We start from the raw sequence: 16,282 nt of genomic DNA on the forward strand, positions 1-16,282 counted from the left end.
CGGACGCGCCAACTTCGATTTGCTGCGCCGTCGCGTCCTCCTCGCAGCCTGATCCACGCAAAGTGCGGGAGAACCAGATCGATGGACACCGAGTTCATTCGGCCTGAAGCTCGGCCTGCTCCGGGGGTCTGTAACCGATCCGGAGAAGGCGCACGGAAAATTTCCCCCACCGCCGTGGACGCCATCCAAAATTCAACGGCACCGGTATCAGGCGTAGCGCATCGCATCGAGGTCGGCGATGAGCCCCGGACCTTGCGGATGCCAGCCGAGCCTTGCTTGCGTCCGGGCGCTTGAGGCCGGCATGTCCATGCCGGCGAACATCGCCATCCACCCGAAATGTTCGGCCGCCTTGTCCTGCTGGACCGAGATGGCCTCGATCTTCAGGCCACGCGCCAGCGCTTCCACGATCGCGCGCGTCTCGATCCCTTCTTCGCCGACCGCGTGGTAGCGCGCGCCGGGCTCATTCCTCTCGATCGCCAAGCGGTAGAGACGGGCAACGTCACTCACATGGCCGGCGGCCCAGCGATTGCGCCCCTCGCCAATGTAGGATGCGACGCCCTTCTGCCGGAAGATCGCGATCAGCGGCGTGATCAGCCCCTGCTTCTCCGTATTGTGAACCTGCGGCAGCCGCATCACCGAAACGTTGACGCCGGCCTCCAGCAGTTCGTTGCCGGCGCGCTCCGAGGCGATGCGTGGATTGGGGTGGCTGTCGTCGAAGATGTCCTCACGGGCGGGCAGGCCATGGCCGGCGCCGCCCAAGCCGGTTCCCGACGTGATCAGCAACGGTCGATCCGACCCTTTGAGCGCGTCGCCGAGCGCACCGATGACGCGGCGGTCCTTCTCGCAATTCTCGACGAAGCGCGAGAAGTCGTGATCGAACGCGGTGTGGATCACGGCGTCGGCCTTTTCCGCGCCGCTTCGGACGCTCGCCGGATCCTCCAGCGTGCCACGGTGCGCCTCGGCTCCCGCAGCGGCCAGCGAGCGGGCGCCCTCCTCGGACCGGGTCAGGCCGATCACCCGATGGCCGGCCTGCAGGAGTTCGGGAAGCACGGCCGAGCCGATGAAGCCGGTGGCGCCGGTGAGAAAAATGCGCATGGGAATGTCCTCGTCCAAGTCCGATCCCCAGTCTGGCGCGCCGCACTATCCTGTTAAAGTAGTGATGTTTTCCTATTATAATGATCACCAGGATCGCCCATACGTAGGAACCCATGCAAACCGACCACGCCAACACGCTCGCCGCCTTCCTGCGGGACCGCCGGACGCGGCTCGATCCGGCGGCTTTCGGCTTCTCGGGCCGCCGGCGCACCCCGGGACTGCGTCGGGAGGAGGTGGCGCAACGGGCCAACATCAGCCCAGCTTGGTACACTTGGCTGGAGCAGGGGCGCGGCGGCGCGCCATCCGCCGACGTGCTGAACCGGCTTGCCGGCAGCCTCATGCTCACCGATCTCGAGCGCGAGCATCTGTTCATCCTCGCGCTCGGGCGGCCGCCGGAGATGCGCTACAAGCCTGCCCAGGGTGTCAGTCCGCGGCTGCAACGGCTGCTGGACGCGTTCGACGCCTGTCCCGCCTTCATCAAGACCGCGACCTGGGACGTGGTGGCCTGGAATCGCGCCGCGGCGATCGTTCTGACCGATTACGGCAAACTCCCGCCCGATCAGCGGAACATTCTGCGCCTTGTCTTCTGCAACCCGGCGATCCGCGCCAAGCAGAAGAACTGGGAAGGCATGGCGCGCTTCCTGGTCGGCGCCTTCCGTGTCGATGCCGCGCGCGCCGGCGCCGTCAAGGAGATCGCCGACCTCGTCGATGAACTGTGCGAGGCAAGTCCGGATTTCGCCGCCTTCTGGAGGGAGAACGATGTGTATGGGCCGGGCGAAGGGGTCAAGCACCTCCAACATCCGTTGCTCGGGACCTTCGAGATGGAATATTCGGCCTTCGCGGTCGATGGCCGCCCGGACCTCGGTCTGCTTGTCTACAACCCGCTGGACGGGCGGGTCAAAGACCGCATCCGGAGCTTGATCGCTCAAGACTGCCTGGCCGAGCCGGCGAACGGTCAGGCAGTGTCGGAAAAGTTGTAAGCGGGTCCCCATCTGGCGGACCGTTGGCCAAGCTTGGTTCACCCCTCAGGAAGGACGAACCCGATGCCAGGAAAACGGAAGCGACATTCGGCGAATTTCAAGGCGAAGGTTGCGTTGGAAGCGATCCGAGGCGAGCTGACGATGTCGCAACCTCTCGCCAAGCCCGGCCTGGAGCAACGGCACCTGCGCTCCCCTGGTTCGTCCGTCGCGCCTGTTCCAAGCGCTGGAGCGGCAGTCCCTGCGGCGGGAGGTCGCCGTTTCGGTGACGCATTTCCTGGCCATCCCGGAACTGATCGCGGTGACGGATTGCTGCACGACGCCGCCGTGCCTGATCTGCCGCCACCCGACCAGCAAACTTAGACTGAAAATCGCGCCCCGCCGATCTCGGCCGGTTCCCGGTGCGGATGGCGTGGCATGTCCGTTATCGCCACAATCCGGCCCATCGCCGACTGCGCTCCCTGATCAGCGAGGTGGCGCGGGAGGTGTCCATGGAACACGGTGCCCCTCGCCTTCCCGCGTCAGGGTGACCGGCGACGCGTTGGGCGGCCACAGCAGCGCGGACTCGACGCCCATCCACCGGCAGAGCACCGGCCACGTTCCGGCGTGCGCGACGATCAGCGAGGCGCCGCCATCCCCGGACGCCGGCAACCCGTCGAGCGCCGTCGTGACGCGGGCGCGGAAAGCAGTCAGGCTTTCACCGTTCGGCACCTCTTCCCGCAGCAGATCCGCCGGGATGGCGCCGCCTTCGAGATCGCCCCAGCGCCGCTCCTCCAACCCGGTCACGGGAACGACCGGAACGGCCAGCGCCTCGGCCAGGATGCCCGCCGTCTCCAGCGCCCGGCGCTGCGGGCTGCTGTAGATCGTCGAAACCGACCGACCCTCGGCGACCAGGGTCGCGGCGGCCTCCCGGGCCTGTGCCCGGCCCCGGTCGGTCAGCGACACGTCCCGCGACCCGGCGAGCCAGCCGCCGAGGTTGCTCTCCGTCTCGCCATGGCGGCAGAAGATCACCACGCTCAGCATGACAGCCGCCCTGGCAGGTCAGCGAAGCCGGCAAGGATGCCGTCGTGCGGAAGGCCATCGAGCGGCACGCGGGCGTAGCCGTAGGGCACCAGCAGGACCCGCGCCACCCCGGCCGCGCGGGCGGCGGCCACATCGTGCTCGTTGTCGCCGACGAAGACCGTCTCGCCGGGATCGACCTCCAGCCGCTCCAGCAGGCCCAGCACCGGTTCCGGCGAGGGCTTGCGGGTCGGGTAGCTGTCGCCGCCGACCACGGCGGCGAAGCGGCCGGCGATGCCCAGGTCATCGAGCAGCCGCAGCGTCGCCCCCATCGGCTTGTTGGTGCAGACGCCGAGCCGCAGCCCGGCCTCCGCCAGCCCGCCCAGCGTCTCGGCGACGCCGGGGTAGAGCGCGCTGTGGGCGCTGGGGTCGGCCTCGTAGATCGCCAGGAAGCGCTGGAGGCAGCGGGCGGCCTCGTCGGCGGCCGGAATCCCGCCGGTGGCGGCCAGCACGCGCTCCACCAGCTTGGGCGCGCCGTCGCCGATGAAGGAACGCACCGCCGGCAGATCGACCGGCGGCCGCCCCAGTTCGGCGAGCAGGGCGTTGGAGGCGTGCATCAGGTCGGCGGCGCTGTCCACCAGCGTGCCGTCGAGGTCGAAGGCGACGGCGCGGATGGGACGGCGGTTCACGGAGTCGGTCACGGTGACGGCACCTTAAGGACGGAGGAGACGGGCCTTGTCGGCCGCGAGGTCGAGGACGATCGGGGCATCGGGCGCGAGCAGAGCATCGCCCGCCTGATGCGGCGCGTCCACCTGCACCAATTGCCCGCCGACGTCCACCGCGTAGCGGATGGAGGCGCCGAGGAACTCCCGGTGGCGGATGGTCCCCGTGAGCCGGGCGTGGCCGGGGGCCGGCGGTCCGCCGTCCGGACGGATGATCAGGTTCTGCGGGCGGAACATCAGCTTGCCGGCGGCATCCGCCCCGGCGGACGGCGGCAGCGCCACCGGCGTGACCCCGCTGCCGACGAAGACACGTCTTCCGGCCCCATCATCCCGCACCGCGCCGTCCAGCACGTTGGCGGTGCCGAGGAAGCCGGCGACGAACAGGTTGGCCGGGTGGTCGTAGAGATCCTGCGGGGTGCCGACCTGCTGCACCTTCCCGTCCTCCATCACCGCGATGCGGTCGCAGATGGTGTTGGCCTCCTCCTGGTCGTGGGTGACGAAGATGGTGGTCAGGCCGAGCTTGCGCTGGAGACTCAGCAACTCCTGGCGCATCTGCACGCGCAGCTTGGCGTCGAGGTTCGACAGCGGCTCGTCGAGCAGCAGCACCTTCGGCTCGATGACGATGGTGCGGGCCAGCGCGACGCGCTGCTGCTGCCCGCCCGAGAGCTGCGACGGCCGGCGGTCGGCCAGATGCCTCAGCCCGACGAGGTCGAGCGCGGCGTCCACCCGCCGCTCGATCTCGGCGCGGGGAACGCGGCGCTCCTCCAGCCCGAAGGCGACGTTGCGGCGCACGGTCATGTGCGGCCACAGGGCGTAGCTCTGGAACACCATGCCGACGTCGCGCCGGTGCGGCGGCAGGACGGAGATGTCGCGGCCGCCGATGCGGACCTCGCCGCGCTGGGCGGTGTTGAAGCCGGCGATCAGCCGCAGCAGCGTGGTCTTGCCGCAGCCGGACGGGCCGAGGAAGGCGAAGAACTCGCCCGGCTTGATGGCAAGGTTCACGTCCTTCAGGACATGGTTGCTGCCGTAGGACAGGTTGACGCCCTCGATGTCGACGCCGACGCTCTGGATCTGGGCGGCGAGCGCGGCCGGGGAAAACTGGTGGTTCATGACGATGGTTTCCCTCAATGATCCTGGCCGCGTTCGCGGCGGCCGCGCTCGATGACGACGTGCGACAGGTAGGTGCCCAGCCCGACGATGACGACGGCGAAGACGCCCAGCGCCGCGCCCGGACCGCGCCCGGCCGCCGACTGCATGTAGACGTAGAGGCCGTAGGCCAGCGGCGCGTCGCTCTGCGAATGCACCAGCATGATGGTCGCCGACAGTTCCACCGCCGCGGTGGCGAAGCTGGTGACGAAGCCGGCCAGGATGCCGCCCGACATCAGCGGCACGACGATGCGCCCGACCGTCCGCAGCTTGGTGGCGCCCAGATTCTCGGCCGCCTCCTCCAGCGAGGAGCTGACCTGCTGCAAGGCGGCGGTGCAGGCGCGCAACGCGTAGGGCAGCCGGCGGATCGCCAGCGCGAAGACCAGGATCAGCCAGAAGTTCGACAAGGGCTGCCCGGTGAAGGGCATCGGCACGCCGTAGAAGCTGCGCAGGTAGCCGATGCCCAGCACGACGCCCGGCACCGCCAGCGCCGCCATCGCGATGTAGTCCAGCCATTGCCGGCCCGGCAGCTTGGTGCGCAGCACCAGATAGGCGATGGCCGTGCCGATCACCACGTCGAGCAGCGCCGCCAGCGAGGCGTAGAGCAGCGTGTTGGTGATGTACTGCCCGCTCTCGGTGAAGACGGTCTGGTAGTGCTTCAGCGTGAAGGCGTCGGGAACCGGGCTGAACGACCAGATGGTGGCGAAGGACAGCAGCCCCAGCCCGACATGCGGCGCCAGCACCAGCACCAGGATCAGCAGCACCACCGCGTAGGCCGCCACCAGCTCCAGCGGCTTCAAGCGCCGCTTGGCCAGACCGCCGCCGCCGCGCTGCACGGTGGCGTAGTCCTTGCCGCGCATCGCCAGCGCCGACACCCACAGCGCCAGCAGCGAGCAGGCGATCAGCACGACGGAGATGACGTAGCCCATCGGGTCGGCGATGCCGATCGAGGAGATGCGCAGGTAGGCCTGCGGCGCCAGCATGTCGTTGACGTTGAGCAGCAGCGGCGTGCCGAGGTCGTCGAACACCTTGATGAAGACCAGCGAGGCGCCGGCGACGTAGCCCGGCATCGCCAGCGGGAAGACGATGCGGCGGAACAGGCGGAAGCCGTGACAACCGAGATTCTGCGCCGATTCCTCCATCGCCCGGTCGATGTTCTTCAAGCTGGCCGACAGGTTGATGAGGATGAAGGGGAAGTAGTGGATGCTCTGGACGAAGATGACGCCGTTCAGCCCCTCCATGAAGGGGATCGAAACGCCGAAATGATCCCGCAGCAGCAGATTGACCGAGCCGTTGCGCCCGAACAGCAGCTGCATCGCCACCGCGCCGATGAAGGGCGGCATGATCAGCGGGATGATGCCCAGGCTCTGGATCAGCACCGCGCCGCGGAACTCGAAGCGCATGGTCAGGTAGGCGAGCGGCAGGGCCAGCAGGCTCGCCACCACCACCGACATCGCCGAGACGTAGAAGGAATTGGCGAAGGACCGCATGAACAGGTCGTTGCGGAAGAAGTCGGCGAAGTTCACCAGGGTGAAGGCTCCGGTCGTCTTGTCCTGGAAGGCGACGAAGATGACCTGGACCACCGGAACGACCAGGAACAGCAGCAGGAAGGCGGCGATCAGCAGCGCGGCCAGCGCCGGCCCCGGCCGCACGCGCGCGATGCGGTCGCGCGTGAGCGCAAGTGACGTCATGGAAAGGCCCGTGAGCTGGGGGAGAAAAGAGGGGACGCCCGAAGGCGCCCCCCGAGGCTTGACGCACCAGCGTCAGCGCACCAGAGCCGCCGCCTCGTCGGCCTTCCTGCGGGCGGCGGCGTAGTTTTCCTTGGCGAAGGCGGCCCATTTCTGCTCGACCTGCGCCTGACGCTCCGGAACGGCGTCGGTGGCCGACTTGCGCTCCACCGTGAAGGCGCCGGCCAGCTGCGGATCGGCGGCCTGCTCCGCCGTGACCGGCATGGCGGCGACGAGGTCGCGCGCCTCGCCCAGCAGGGCCTTGGCCTTGTCGTTCGGCTTCTTGGCGAGCGCCGCGTCGGCCTTGTGGATGGCCTGGGTCGCCGCCTTCAAATCGTCGAGCTGGAAGGTGACGAGCTGGTCGAACAGCGCGTCCACCACGTTGTAGCGGGCCTGCGACAGGTTCACGTCGAAGCTCACCTGGGCGCCCAGCGAGGTGTCCTTGAACGGGTTGGGGTAGCCGGCGGGCGCCTTCTCGTAGGTGACCGGGTTGACCGGCAGGCGGCGGATCGCCGGCTCCAGCAGGACCTCCTGCCCCTTGGGCGACAGCAGGAAGTCGACGAAGCCCTCGGCGGCGGCCTTGTTGGGGGCGTTCTTCACGACGGCGACGTTGGCCGGCACGATGGTGGTGATGGTGGGGTAGGCGAACTCCACCGGGAAGCCCGACGCCTGCGACGACAGCGCGAAGAAGTCGATGACGATTCCGATGCCGAAGGCGCCCGAATTCACCCCGTCCGGCACGCCGAAGCTGCGTTCGGTGATGGTGCGGTAGTTGCCGGCCAACTCCTTGTTGGTGCGCCAGCCCTTCTCCCAGCCCTCGCCCTGGAGGATCGTCTCGATGGTGAGATGCGTCGTGCCGGAGCGCGACGGGGCGGAGATCGCGACGTGGTCGTAATAGACCGGCTTGGCGAGATCGGCCCATTCCTTGGGAATCGGCAGGTTGTTGGCCTTCATGTAGCGGGTGTTCCACATGATGCCGTAGCCCGAGGCGGCGAAGCCGGCGTAGAAGCCGCCCGGATCGTTGACCGGATAGGCGCCGACGATGTCCGGGATGCCCTTGACCTGCGGCTTGTAGGGCTGAAGAAGCCCGGCGCCCTTCAGCACCTCGAAGGCGTCGGGGGCCGAGGCCCAGAACAGGTCGGTGCCGTTGTTCGACGCGGTTTCCTGGAGATACTTCACGCCCGCGTTGGTGTTGCGGTTCAGGATCTCGACCGTGACCTTGGGGTTGGCCTTCTGGAAGGCCTGCTGGAAGGCGGTCGTCATGTCCTTGGGAAAGGAGGTGACGATGACCAGCTTGCCGCTGGGGTCCTCCGCGAAGGCGGCGGTGCCGGACAGCAGCAGGACGGCCAGGGCGGCGGCGGCGTTGCGCAGGGTGCGCGTGGTGCGAAGCATCGGTGTTGTCCTCCCCTCGATGTCTTATGCTCGCCCATTCAGCAATCGGCGTGCCAGACGGTCAGCCCTTGCGCGGTCAGGCTTCGGACGTCATCGATGGGTCAGGACGGGAACATCGGCTCCTGCGGCTGGGTAACGCGGGGAACACTTCCGCGCCCGGTCTTTTCACTCGTCCGCGAAATCGTCCCGGTTCAGGCCGTGGTGGCGCATCTTCAGGTACAGGGTCTTGCGGGTGATCCCCAGCCGCTCCGCCGTCTCGCCGACCCGGCCGCCGCAGCGGGCGAGCGCGTCCTCGATCAGCTGCTTCTCGACGCGGTCGAGCTGGCCGGCCAGCGGCTCGATCTCCGCCGTTGCCACGACCGCGCCCGCCACGGGGGCGAGACCGTCGCCCAGCCCCAGCGCCACCCGCTCGGCGACGTTGCGCAGCTCGCGGACGTTTCCGGGCCAGCCATGCGCGGCGAGGCGGGCGAGCGTGGCGGCGTCGAGCGGCGGGGCCGTCCGGCGCGAGCGGGCGACGGCGGCGTCGAGGAAGTGGCGGAACAGCAGCGGCACGTCCTCGCGCCGCTCCCGCAAGGGGGGCAGCGGGACGGTGACGACGTTGAGGCGGTAATAGAGATCCTCGCGGAACCTCCCCTCCGCCGCCAGCCGCAGCAGATCCACCTTGGTCGCCGCCACCACCCGCAGATCCAGCGGGATGGTCCGGTTGGCGCCGATGCGCTCGATCACCCGCTCCTGCAGCACGCGCAGCAGCTTGACCTGGAGATGCATCGGCATGCTCTCGATCTCGTCGAGGAACAGGGTGCCGCCGGCGGCGTATTCCAGCTTGCCGATGCGGCGTCCTTGCGCGCCCGTAAAGGCGCCCGGCTCGTGGCCGAACAGCTCGCTCTCGATGATCGTGTCGGGCATGGCGCCGCAGTTCAGCGCCACGAAGTTGCCGGTGCGCCGCCGGCCGCCCTCGTGCAGGCTGCGCGCAACCAGTTCCTTTCCTGTACCGGTCTCGCCGAACAGCAGGATGTCCACCTCGGCGTCGGCGAGGTTCGCCACGCTGGCCCGCAGACGCTCCACCACCGGGGACCGCCCGATGATCCGCCCCTCCGCCCCGCCCCCGGCCAACTGGGTCCGCAGGCGCCGGTTCTCCAGCACCAGCCCGCGATGGGCGAGCGCGCGCCGCACCACCTCGACCAGATGGTCGGGCTCGGCCGGCTTCTCGATGAAGTCGTAGGCGCCCTCGCGGACCGCGCGCATCGCCATGGCGATGTCGCCGTGCCCGGTGACCAGCACCACCGGCACCTCCGCGTCCACGGCGCGCACCCGCTCCAGCAGGGCGAAGCCGTCCATCCCCGGCATGCGCACGTCGGTCACCACCACGCCGGGCCAAGCCGTGCCGAGCCGGGCCAGCCCGGCCTCGGGTTCCGTCACCGCCTGCACCGCGAAGCCCTCCAGCTCCAGCGTCTGGCGGCTGGAATCGAGCACTTCCGGATCGTCGTCGATCAGCAGGACGGTCATGGGCGGAGCTTTCAGGCGCGGTTCAAGGTGAGGACGAAGGCGGTTCCGCCGGGGCCGCTCTCGGCCACCGACAGCACGCCGCCGAAGTCGCGGACGATGTTGTACGAGATCGACAGGCCGAGCCCCAGCCCCGTCCCCACCGGCTTGGTCGTGAAGAAGGGATCGAAGATCTGCCCGACCGGCTCGGCGGCGATGCCGGGGCCGCTGTCGCGCACCTCGATGCGGACGGCGTCGCCCTCCTCCCCGTCCCCTTTCTCCACCATCTCGGCGCGGATGAGGATGCGGCGGACCGGCGCGCCGGCCACCGCGTCCAGCGCGTTGCTCAGCAGGTTGACCAGCACCTGCTCCAGCCGCACCTCCTCGGCGCGGACCCGCAGGGGGGCGCCGGACTCGGCGTCGGCGTCGGGCAGCGCCAGCTCGACCCCGACCGCCTCCTCGCGCAGGCGGTTGCCGAACAGGGAGAGGGCGCCCTGGACCACCGGCCCCAGTTCCACCGCGCCCAGGCGGGAGTCGGGACGCCGCGCGAAGCGCTTCAGGTGGTTGGTGATGTTGGCCATGCGCGCCGTCAGGTCGGCGATCTTGCCCAGATTGCCCTCGGCCTCCTCCACCCGGCCCAGCCCGATCAGCTTGCGGCCGTTGTGGGCGTAGGAGCGTATGGCGGCGAGCGGCTGGTTCAGCTCGTGCCCGACCCCGGCGGCGAGCTGGCCCAGCGCCGCCAGCTTGCCGGCCTGCACCAGCTCCGCCTGCGCCTCGCGCAGGTCGCGCTCGGTGCGCTGGTGCTCGGCGATGGCCTGTTCCAGCCTGTCGTTGGTGGCCTGGAGGTCGGTGGTGCGCTCGCGCACCGTGCGTTCCAGGATGTGCTCGGCTTCCAGCCGTTCGGTCATGTCGGTCAGGGTGACGATGTAGCGCTGTTGCTGGCGGTGCCAGAAGGGGCGGACGCCGACCTGCACCGGCACCGCCCCGCCGTCCGGACGCCGTCCGGTGGCGAGGATGGACAGGGCGGGGATGACGCCTTCGGAACCGGCGGACGACTGGGCGAAGAAAGCCGCGACACGGGCCGCGCCTTCCGCGTCCAGCCGGTCGGCGAGGCGGGGAACGCCTCCGCCCTCCCCGGCCCGGCCGCCGGGCGGCGGCGCGATCAGGGCGGCCGCGAGCGGGTTGACGAACTCGATCACGCCCTCCCCATCGGTGATCGCCAGCCCGGCCTGGGCGTTGTCGATGATCGCCTGGGCGTTCGCCTCTTCCACCGCGACGGCGGTGTCGCGGAAGACCAGCAGCGCCGCCGCCATCTCCGACAGCTCGTCGCGGCCGCCCAGCGGAATGTCGGCCTTGAGATCCCCGGCGGCGATGGCGCGGGCGGCGTCGCCCAGCCGGGTCAGGCGGGAGATCAGGTTGCGGTTGACGTAGAGCCACGCCACCAGCACCGCCACCAGCAGGCTGACCACCGCGCTGGCCAGCAGGGCGGAGCGGCCGAAGGCGATGGCCTGGGCGGAGCGGGCGGCGGCGGCTCTGGAATCGCTCTCCACCGCCTGGACCTGCCGGGCGATCAGCCCGTTCAGCCGGGCGACGATGTCGCGGTTCTCGGCCAGCAGGGCCTGCCCGCGCGCGGCGGTCTCCAGCTCCTCCCGGCGTAGCGCCGGCACGCTGCCGTCGGGCCCGCGCGCGAGATCGAGAAGCTGGACCACCAGTTGCCCCAGCGACACGCCGTCAGCCCAGTCGGCCAGCGCCGCGAGGTCGCGTTGCAGCCGGTCGGCGGTCTCGTCGAGGAAGCCGGCGTTGTCGTCCAGCGTCTCGGCGGTGGCGAGCGTCGCCGCCCGCGCGATCAGCCCGACCGCGAGGTTGCCGTTGGCGCCGATCTGCAGCACCGCCTCGCTGCGCCGGTTCTCCTCGCGCAGGGTGCGGACGGCACCGGCGGATGGTCTTCCGCTCTCGACCGTGGCCAGCGCGCTCTGGATGTTGAAGCGCGCGTCGGCGACCAGCGGATCGATCTCGTCGAGGAAATCGGCGTGCAGCCAGCGCAGCCGCTCGATGACCTCCTGGTTGCGGCGGGCGAGCGCCAGCCGGTGGCGCACCGTACCGTCCAACTCCGACAGGTTGCGGCCGAGCGCGTCCACCACCGGGCGCAGGTCGGAAACGCCGCCGCCGATGCCGTCCGTCAGCGCCCGCAGAGCGGTCAGGCGGCGCCCGAGCGCGTCGCGGATCGCGTCCATCTCGGCCTCGGTCCGGCTGCCGGCCAGAATGGGGGCGGTGGCGATGATGGCGCCACCCTCCTCCGCCAACCTGGCGGCGAGGCCGAGGGCCGGCAGATGACTCTCCGCGAACTCGTCCAGCGTGCCACCCAGCCGGTCATAGGAAAGCCAGCCGAGCGCGCAGGCCACCACCGAAAGCACGGCCACCGCGACGAAGGCGAGGAACAGGCGGACCCGGATGCCGAAACGCACCGCTCCGCCATCCGGCGCGGCCGGTGCCGCCAGGACGCTCACGGCCAGCCCCCCTCGCCGGCCGCAACGCGCAGGATCACCAGCGCGCGTTCGGCCGCCGACAGCGCCGTGTCCAGGCGGGCCTTGGAGAAGGCCCGCCATTCGGCCTCCAGCTCCCCCTGGCGGGCCGAGATCGGCATGCCGCGCGCCGACCGGCGCAACGCCGCGGAGAAGGTCGGGTCGATGGCCTGGACGGCGTCGACTGGAACTGCGGTGGCCGCCGCGCGGGCATCGCGCAGCAGGTCGCGCGCCACCGGGTCGGGAAGCGTGGCCAGCCGGCTTTCACCCTCATGGATCAGTTGCCAGACGCGGTTGAGGGTCTTCAACCGGAAGGTGATCAGCTCGTCGAACAAAAGGTTGACCAACTCGTAGCGGCGGCTGGACAGGGCGCGGTCGAAGAGGAAGCGGTCGTTGCCGGTTTCCCGCGCGTAGGGGTTGGGGTAGCCGGCAGGGGCCGCGGCGTAGGCGTCGGGCCTCACCGGCAGGCGCCCGATATCGGGACGCAGCATCAGCGCCTGCCCGGCCGGCGACAGCAGGAAATCGACGAAGACTCCGGCCCCCGCCGGGTTGGGAGCGCCACGCAGGATCGCCACGCTGGCCGGCAGGAACACGCTGTCCGCCGGATAGGCGAAACGCAGGCCGCCGATGTCCGGCACCCTCTCCCCCGGCTCCGTGCCCTGGCCTGCTCCTTGCCCCAGAAAGTCGATGGCCAGCCCGATGCCGAAGCGGCCCTTGGCGACCCCCTCCACCACGCCGTAGCTGCGCGCCGTCACCGTGGCGAGGTTGCCGGCGATTTCCAGCCACGTCGCCCAGCCGCGCTCCCAGCCATGGAGTTGCAGCACCGTCTCCACCATCAGATGCATGGTGCCGGAGCGCGACGGTGCCGTGATGCCCAGGTGGCGGGCATAGCCGGGCCGGCGCAGATCCTCCCAGCCACGCGGAGCGGCGAGCCCATGGCGGTCGAGATAGGGCTGGTCCCAGACCAGCCCGTAGCCCGACAGCGCGAAGCCGAGGTAGGACCCGTCCGGATCGTCGATCGGCTGGTTGCCGATGGTCGCCGGAGCGCCGGTCGGCCGCGACGCGACGGGCGCCAACAGCCCTGCCGCCTTCAACACCTCGAAGGCGTCGGGAGCGGACGCCCAGAAGACGTCGACCTCCTCTCCCGCACGATCCTGCAATTGGGTGATGGCTGCGGTGGTCTTGGTGTTGACGACGCGGAGGCGCCGGTCGGGATGCGCCTGCTCGAACGCCTCCCGCACCGGCTCGTAGAAGCTGGCCGGAAAGGAGGTGAGCACGGTGACGACGGCGGGCGTCTCCTGACCGGTGGCCGCGGTCGCGGGCAGCAGCACCGCCAAAGCGACCATCACTCCGCGCAGCCACCCGTCGCTTTGCCGGATGCCAGACCTCATGTTTTCCGCAACCCCGCGTCGACCGCCCATGCCATTCCACCGACAGCGATTCTCGAGCGGACACACTCCCCACACTCGGCGCCTGCTGTCCAGAGTCGATGGGCGGACGGATGCCGAAGCCTGATCTGGACCTGCGAACAACTGGGAAGGCCGTCACACGTCAGCGTGGATTTGGATATTGGGGCGATCGATAGCGTGGTTTCGGGGGACACGCAACCAACGATCCTTGCGGTTGGTGGAGGTCGTGATTCCTGGATCGGCAGCATGAGGCCCGATGAAAAGGTTGGTAATGGCCTCGCTTACAGACACCGCTGTTTCCGCTCGGCAGTGCTCGGTGGTGCCTTGATTCGAGGATATCCCAGCGGGCGCAGTCAAAGTGTAGGCTCGTGTGGAGTTGTGTAGGCTCGTGTGGAGTTCGGATACCGGTTCACCCCGCCAGTTCCGCTGCGACCAAGCCGGCCCCTTCAGCGCCACAGCGTCGGGTGAACCCCGGCAATCTGTCGGTCGAGTTGCCACGCGAAAAGATTTTCATCGATGTCTCCGACAAGACCTACCCGTGTTGCGGCGCCGCGCCGCATCTCATCGGCGAGAGTATCTCGCAGCGCCTCGACCCCGTCCCGGCCCGCTTCCGGGTGCTGGTGACCCGCCGGCCCAAGTACGCCTGTCGCCAGTGCGAGGAGGGCGTCGTGCATGCCCCGGCGCCGGCCCGCCTCAACGGCATTGATGCGCAGGCTTGGTTCGCCGACGTGCTGACCAAGCTCGTCGCCGGCCACCCGATCACCAAGCTTGATGAACTCCTGCCCCGGGTCTATGTCAGGCAGACGGAACCCGCCGTGACCTGAAAACACCGCTTACGGAATAAGGCTTATACAGGACGGTGAATTCATCCGGCCATCCGCAAACGAGACAATCATCCAACCAGCTTGTGCAGGGCGTCCGCAACACGCCGTCCCACGGTGGTCCAGTCGCCCGACACGGTCTGCCGGAAAAGCCGCATCGTCGGGTACCAGGGCGTGTCGTCGCGGTCCTGAAGCCAACGCCAGCAGCCGTCATAGCGCGATAGAACCCAGACCGGCTTGCCCAGCGCTCCGACGAGGTGGGCGACCGAGGTGTCCACGGTGATCACGAGATCCAGCCGCAGGACCAGCGCCGCCGTGTCCGCAAAATCGGTGACGGCCCCCATCGGGTCATGGATGTCCATCCCCGCCGGCGGATCGGCGAGCTGTGCCGCCGGCCCGCCCATCTGCAAGCTCACGAAGCGCAGATTCGGGACCTCGGCCAGCGGCGCCAGGTCGCGCAGGGTCATGCTGCGCCGCCGGTCGGTCAGGTTCGCGCGCAGCAGGCTTGGGCGGGGATCTCCCGACCACACCAGCCCGACCCGGAGCCCGGCGCCCGGCAGGGGTTGGCCCAGCCATTTGCCGACAGCCGCAGCCGGCGGGTGGAGATAGGGAATGCCGCTGGGAATCGTGTCCAGCTCGGTGCCGAGCAGCCGGGGCAGACTCAGCAGCGGACAGTGGAAGTCCGGCGCCGGGAATGCCTCGGTCAGCGCGTAGACCGCCGCCACGCCGGGCATGCCGGCGACCAGCCGTTTCAGCGCCGGCTGGACCGCCAGCACCACGCGCCCGCCCTGCGCCGCGACCAGCGGAGCGTAGCGGACGAAATGCAGGGTATCGCCGTGCCCCTGCTCGGCGTGCAGCAGGATGGTGGCGCCGTTCAGCGGCTCCCCCCGCCAAGCCCGCAACTGCGCGTTCACCACCGGGAGCTGACCCGTCTCCCAGCGGGCTTCGTAAAAATCCCAGCCCTCTTTGAGGCGGCCGGCCTTTAGCAGGGCCAGCGACAGATTGAAGCGCGCATCGGGATGCTTCGGTTCGGCTTCCAGCGTGCGACGGAACAGGCGTTCCGCCTCGTCCAGCCGGCCGAGGTCGAGGTTGACGATGCCCAGATTGTTCAGCGCGGAAACATGCGACGGGTTGAGCCGCAGGGCCCGCCGGCACAGTGTCGCCGCCTCGGCAAAGTCGTCACCGTTCTGGGCCTGCGACCGTTGGATGTAACCAAGGTTGGCGTAGGGATCGGGATGGTCCGGCTTGAGCGCCATGGAGCGGCGGCAGAAGCCGGTGGCGCCGGGCCCGTCGTTCAGTTCCCACACCGCGCTGGCAAGATTGTTCCAGGCCCCGGGATGGTCGGGGGACAGGCGCAGAGCCCGGCGGTAGGCCGTGGCGGCCTGCGCATGGTCCGTCTTCCGGGAGGCGGTCGCGCCAAGATTGACGTAGGCCTGCACCGTCATCGGTTCCAGCGCGACCGCCGCCCGATAGGCAAGGTTGGCGTCGGCCAGCCGCCCCGCGAGCAGGCGGGAGTCGGCGACCGCCAGGAGTTCGCCCGCCCCGGCCAATCGCAGCCGGCAGAAGCGTTCCAGCAGGGCCGGCGCGTTGTCGCCCGGCTGGGGCTGCCTGAGAAGGTTGGCGAGCGCTTCCGGGTATGCCGGACGGAGCGCGAGAGCTAGGCGATACTGTTTCTGCGCCTCATCCGGTTGGCCGAGCGCACGCAGCGCCTCGCCAAAGCTGTTGCGGTAGTAGGCCTGCGTTCCGTCGACCGCCAGCGCCCGGCGCAGCCAGTTGCCGGCCGTCTCCGCCGCTCCGACCTGCAGCGCCGTCACGCCGAGCAGATGGAGGACGTCGCCATGCGACGGCTCGATCGAGAGGACAGCCCGGTACAAACCGCCCGCCGCAGCATCTCCCGCCTTATGCCGAGCCACTGCGGAGGCAAGCATCGCCCTCACGTCGGGCAGCGCTACCCCTGCGGGTTTCCCGACCTCAGGCTTGCAGGCCCGTT

12 protein-coding genes and 1 pseudogene are annotated in these 16,282 nt (G+C 69.6%); 3 read left to right on the plus strand and 10 right to left on the minus strand.

Annotation, left to right across the window (positions count from 1 at the left end):
* Positions 1 to 207: 207 nt before the first annotated feature.
* On the minus strand, positions 208 to 1,113 hold the full coding sequence (locus tag EJ913_RS28240) for an SDR family oxidoreductase (RefSeq protein WP_425321130.1): 906 nt from the start codon (positions 1,111 to 1,113) through the stop codon (positions 208 to 210).
* A 95-nt stretch (positions 1,114 to 1,208) separates the two neighbouring features.
* Between EJ913_RS28240 and EJ913_RS28245 the strand changes: the two genes are divergently transcribed.
* Positions 1,209 to 2,075, plus strand: a complete 867-nt coding sequence (locus EJ913_RS28245; protein WP_127004257.1) for a helix-turn-helix transcriptional regulator — start codon at positions 1,209 to 1,211, stop codon at positions 2,073 to 2,075.
* A gap of 63 nt (positions 2,076 to 2,138) precedes the next feature.
* Positions 2,139 to 2,252, plus strand: a pseudogene (locus EJ913_RS28250) (IS3 family transposase); the annotation flags it as partial.
* A 285-nt stretch (positions 2,253 to 2,537) separates the two neighbouring features.
* Here EJ913_RS28250 and EJ913_RS28255 read toward each other — a convergent pair.
* From EJ913_RS28255 to EJ913_RS28290, 8 genes are all read right to left on the minus strand, one after another.
* Positions 2,538 to 3,095, minus strand: a complete 558-nt coding sequence (locus tag EJ913_RS28255; protein WP_127004259.1) for a histidine phosphatase family protein — start codon at positions 3,093 to 3,095, stop codon at positions 2,538 to 2,540.
* Positions 3,089 to 3,772, minus strand: a complete 684-nt coding sequence (gene gph, locus EJ913_RS28260) for a phosphoglycolate phosphatase (RefSeq protein WP_127004261.1) — start codon at positions 3,770 to 3,772, stop codon at positions 3,089 to 3,091. Before gph ends, EJ913_RS28255 begins: the two co-directional genes overlap by 7 nt.
* Positions 3,773 to 3,784: 12 nt before the next feature.
* Positions 3,785 to 4,903, minus strand: coding sequence for an ABC transporter ATP-binding protein (locus EJ913_RS28265; RefSeq protein ID WP_127004263.1), 1,119 nt, complete (start codon positions 4,901 to 4,903; stop codon positions 3,785 to 3,787).
* Between the two features lie 14 nt (positions 4,904 to 4,917).
* The gene (locus tag EJ913_RS28270) at positions 4,918 to 6,630 is read right to left on the minus strand and encodes an ABC transporter permease (protein WP_127004265.1); all 1,713 of its coding nucleotides are present in this window, start codon (positions 6,628 to 6,630) and stop codon (positions 4,918 to 4,920) included.
* Positions 6,631 to 6,702: 72 nt separating this feature from the next.
* On the minus strand, positions 6,703 to 8,058 hold the full coding sequence (locus EJ913_RS28275) for an extracellular solute-binding protein (RefSeq protein ID WP_127004267.1): 1,356 nt from the start codon (positions 8,056 to 8,058) through the stop codon (positions 6,703 to 6,705).
* 165 nt (positions 8,059 to 8,223) lie between these two features.
* Positions 8,224 to 9,564 (minus strand): sigma-54-dependent transcriptional regulator, encoded by a 1,341-nt coding sequence (locus EJ913_RS28280; protein WP_127004269.1) that lies wholly within the window; start codon positions 9,562 to 9,564, stop codon positions 8,224 to 8,226.
* Positions 9,565 to 9,575: 11 nt separating this feature from the next.
* On the minus strand, positions 9,576 to 12,047 hold the full coding sequence (locus EJ913_RS28285) for an ATP-binding protein (RefSeq protein WP_244939530.1): 2,472 nt from the start codon (positions 12,045 to 12,047) through the stop codon (positions 9,576 to 9,578).
* The gene (locus EJ913_RS28290; protein ID WP_238520302.1) at positions 12,044 to 13,453 is read right to left on the minus strand and encodes an ABC transporter substrate-binding protein; all 1,410 of its coding nucleotides are present in this window, start codon (positions 13,451 to 13,453) and stop codon (positions 12,044 to 12,046) included. Before EJ913_RS28290 ends, EJ913_RS28285 begins: the two co-directional genes overlap by 4 nt.
* A 482-nt stretch (positions 13,454 to 13,935) precedes the next feature.
* On the opposite strand from EJ913_RS28290, the gene EJ913_RS33320 reads away from it, so the two are divergent.
* Positions 13,936 to 14,295 carry an IS66 family transposase zinc-finger binding domain-containing protein gene (locus EJ913_RS33320; RefSeq protein WP_185909979.1) on the plus strand — a complete coding sequence of 120 codons (360 nt, stop codon included), beginning with the start codon at positions 13,936 to 13,938 and terminating at the stop codon, positions 14,293 to 14,295.
* A 68-nt stretch (positions 14,296 to 14,363) separates the two neighbouring features.
* Here the strand turns inward: EJ913_RS33320 and EJ913_RS28300 are convergent, their stop codons facing one another.
* Positions 14,364 to 16,166, minus strand: a complete 1,803-nt coding sequence (locus EJ913_RS28300; protein WP_185909980.1) for a tetratricopeptide repeat protein — start codon at positions 16,164 to 16,166, stop codon at positions 14,364 to 14,366.
* Between the last annotated feature and the right edge of the window lie 116 nt (positions 16,167 to 16,282).

Origin of the sequence: Azospirillum doebereinerae, assembly GCF_003989665.1 — a bacterium.
GTDB classification, from domain to species: domain Bacteria; phylum Pseudomonadota; class Alphaproteobacteria; order Azospirillales; family Azospirillaceae; genus Azospirillum; species Azospirillum doebereinerae.

Excerpts from the sequence above, each read along its gene's own strand:
- EJ913_RS28245 (WP_127004257.1), top strand. The coding sequence starts at position 1,209 with ATGCAAACCGACCACGCCAACACGCTCGCCGCCTTCCTGCGGGACCGC.
- EJ913_RS28255 (WP_127004259.1), bottom strand. The coding sequence starts at position 3,095 with ATGCTGAGCGTGGTGATCTTCTGCCGCCATGGCGAGACGGAGAGCAAC.
- EJ913_RS28265 (WP_127004263.1), bottom strand. The coding sequence starts at position 4,903 with ATGAACCACCAGTTTTCCCCGGCCGCGCTCGCCGCCCAGATCCAGAGC.
- EJ913_RS28270 (WP_127004265.1), bottom strand. The coding sequence starts at position 6,630 with ATGACGTCACTTGCGCTCACGCGCGACCGCATCGCGCGCGTGCGGCCG.
- EJ913_RS28275 (WP_127004267.1), bottom strand. The coding sequence starts at position 8,058 with ATGCTTCGCACCACGCGCACCCTGCGCAACGCCGCCGCCGCCCTGGCC.
- EJ913_RS28280 (WP_127004269.1), bottom strand. The coding sequence starts at position 9,564 with ATGACCGTCCTGCTGATCGACGACGATCCGGAAGTGCTCGATTCCAGC.
- EJ913_RS28290 (WP_238520302.1), bottom strand. The coding sequence starts at position 13,453 with ATGAGGTCTGGCATCCGGCAAAGCGACGGGTGGCTGCGCGGAGTGATG.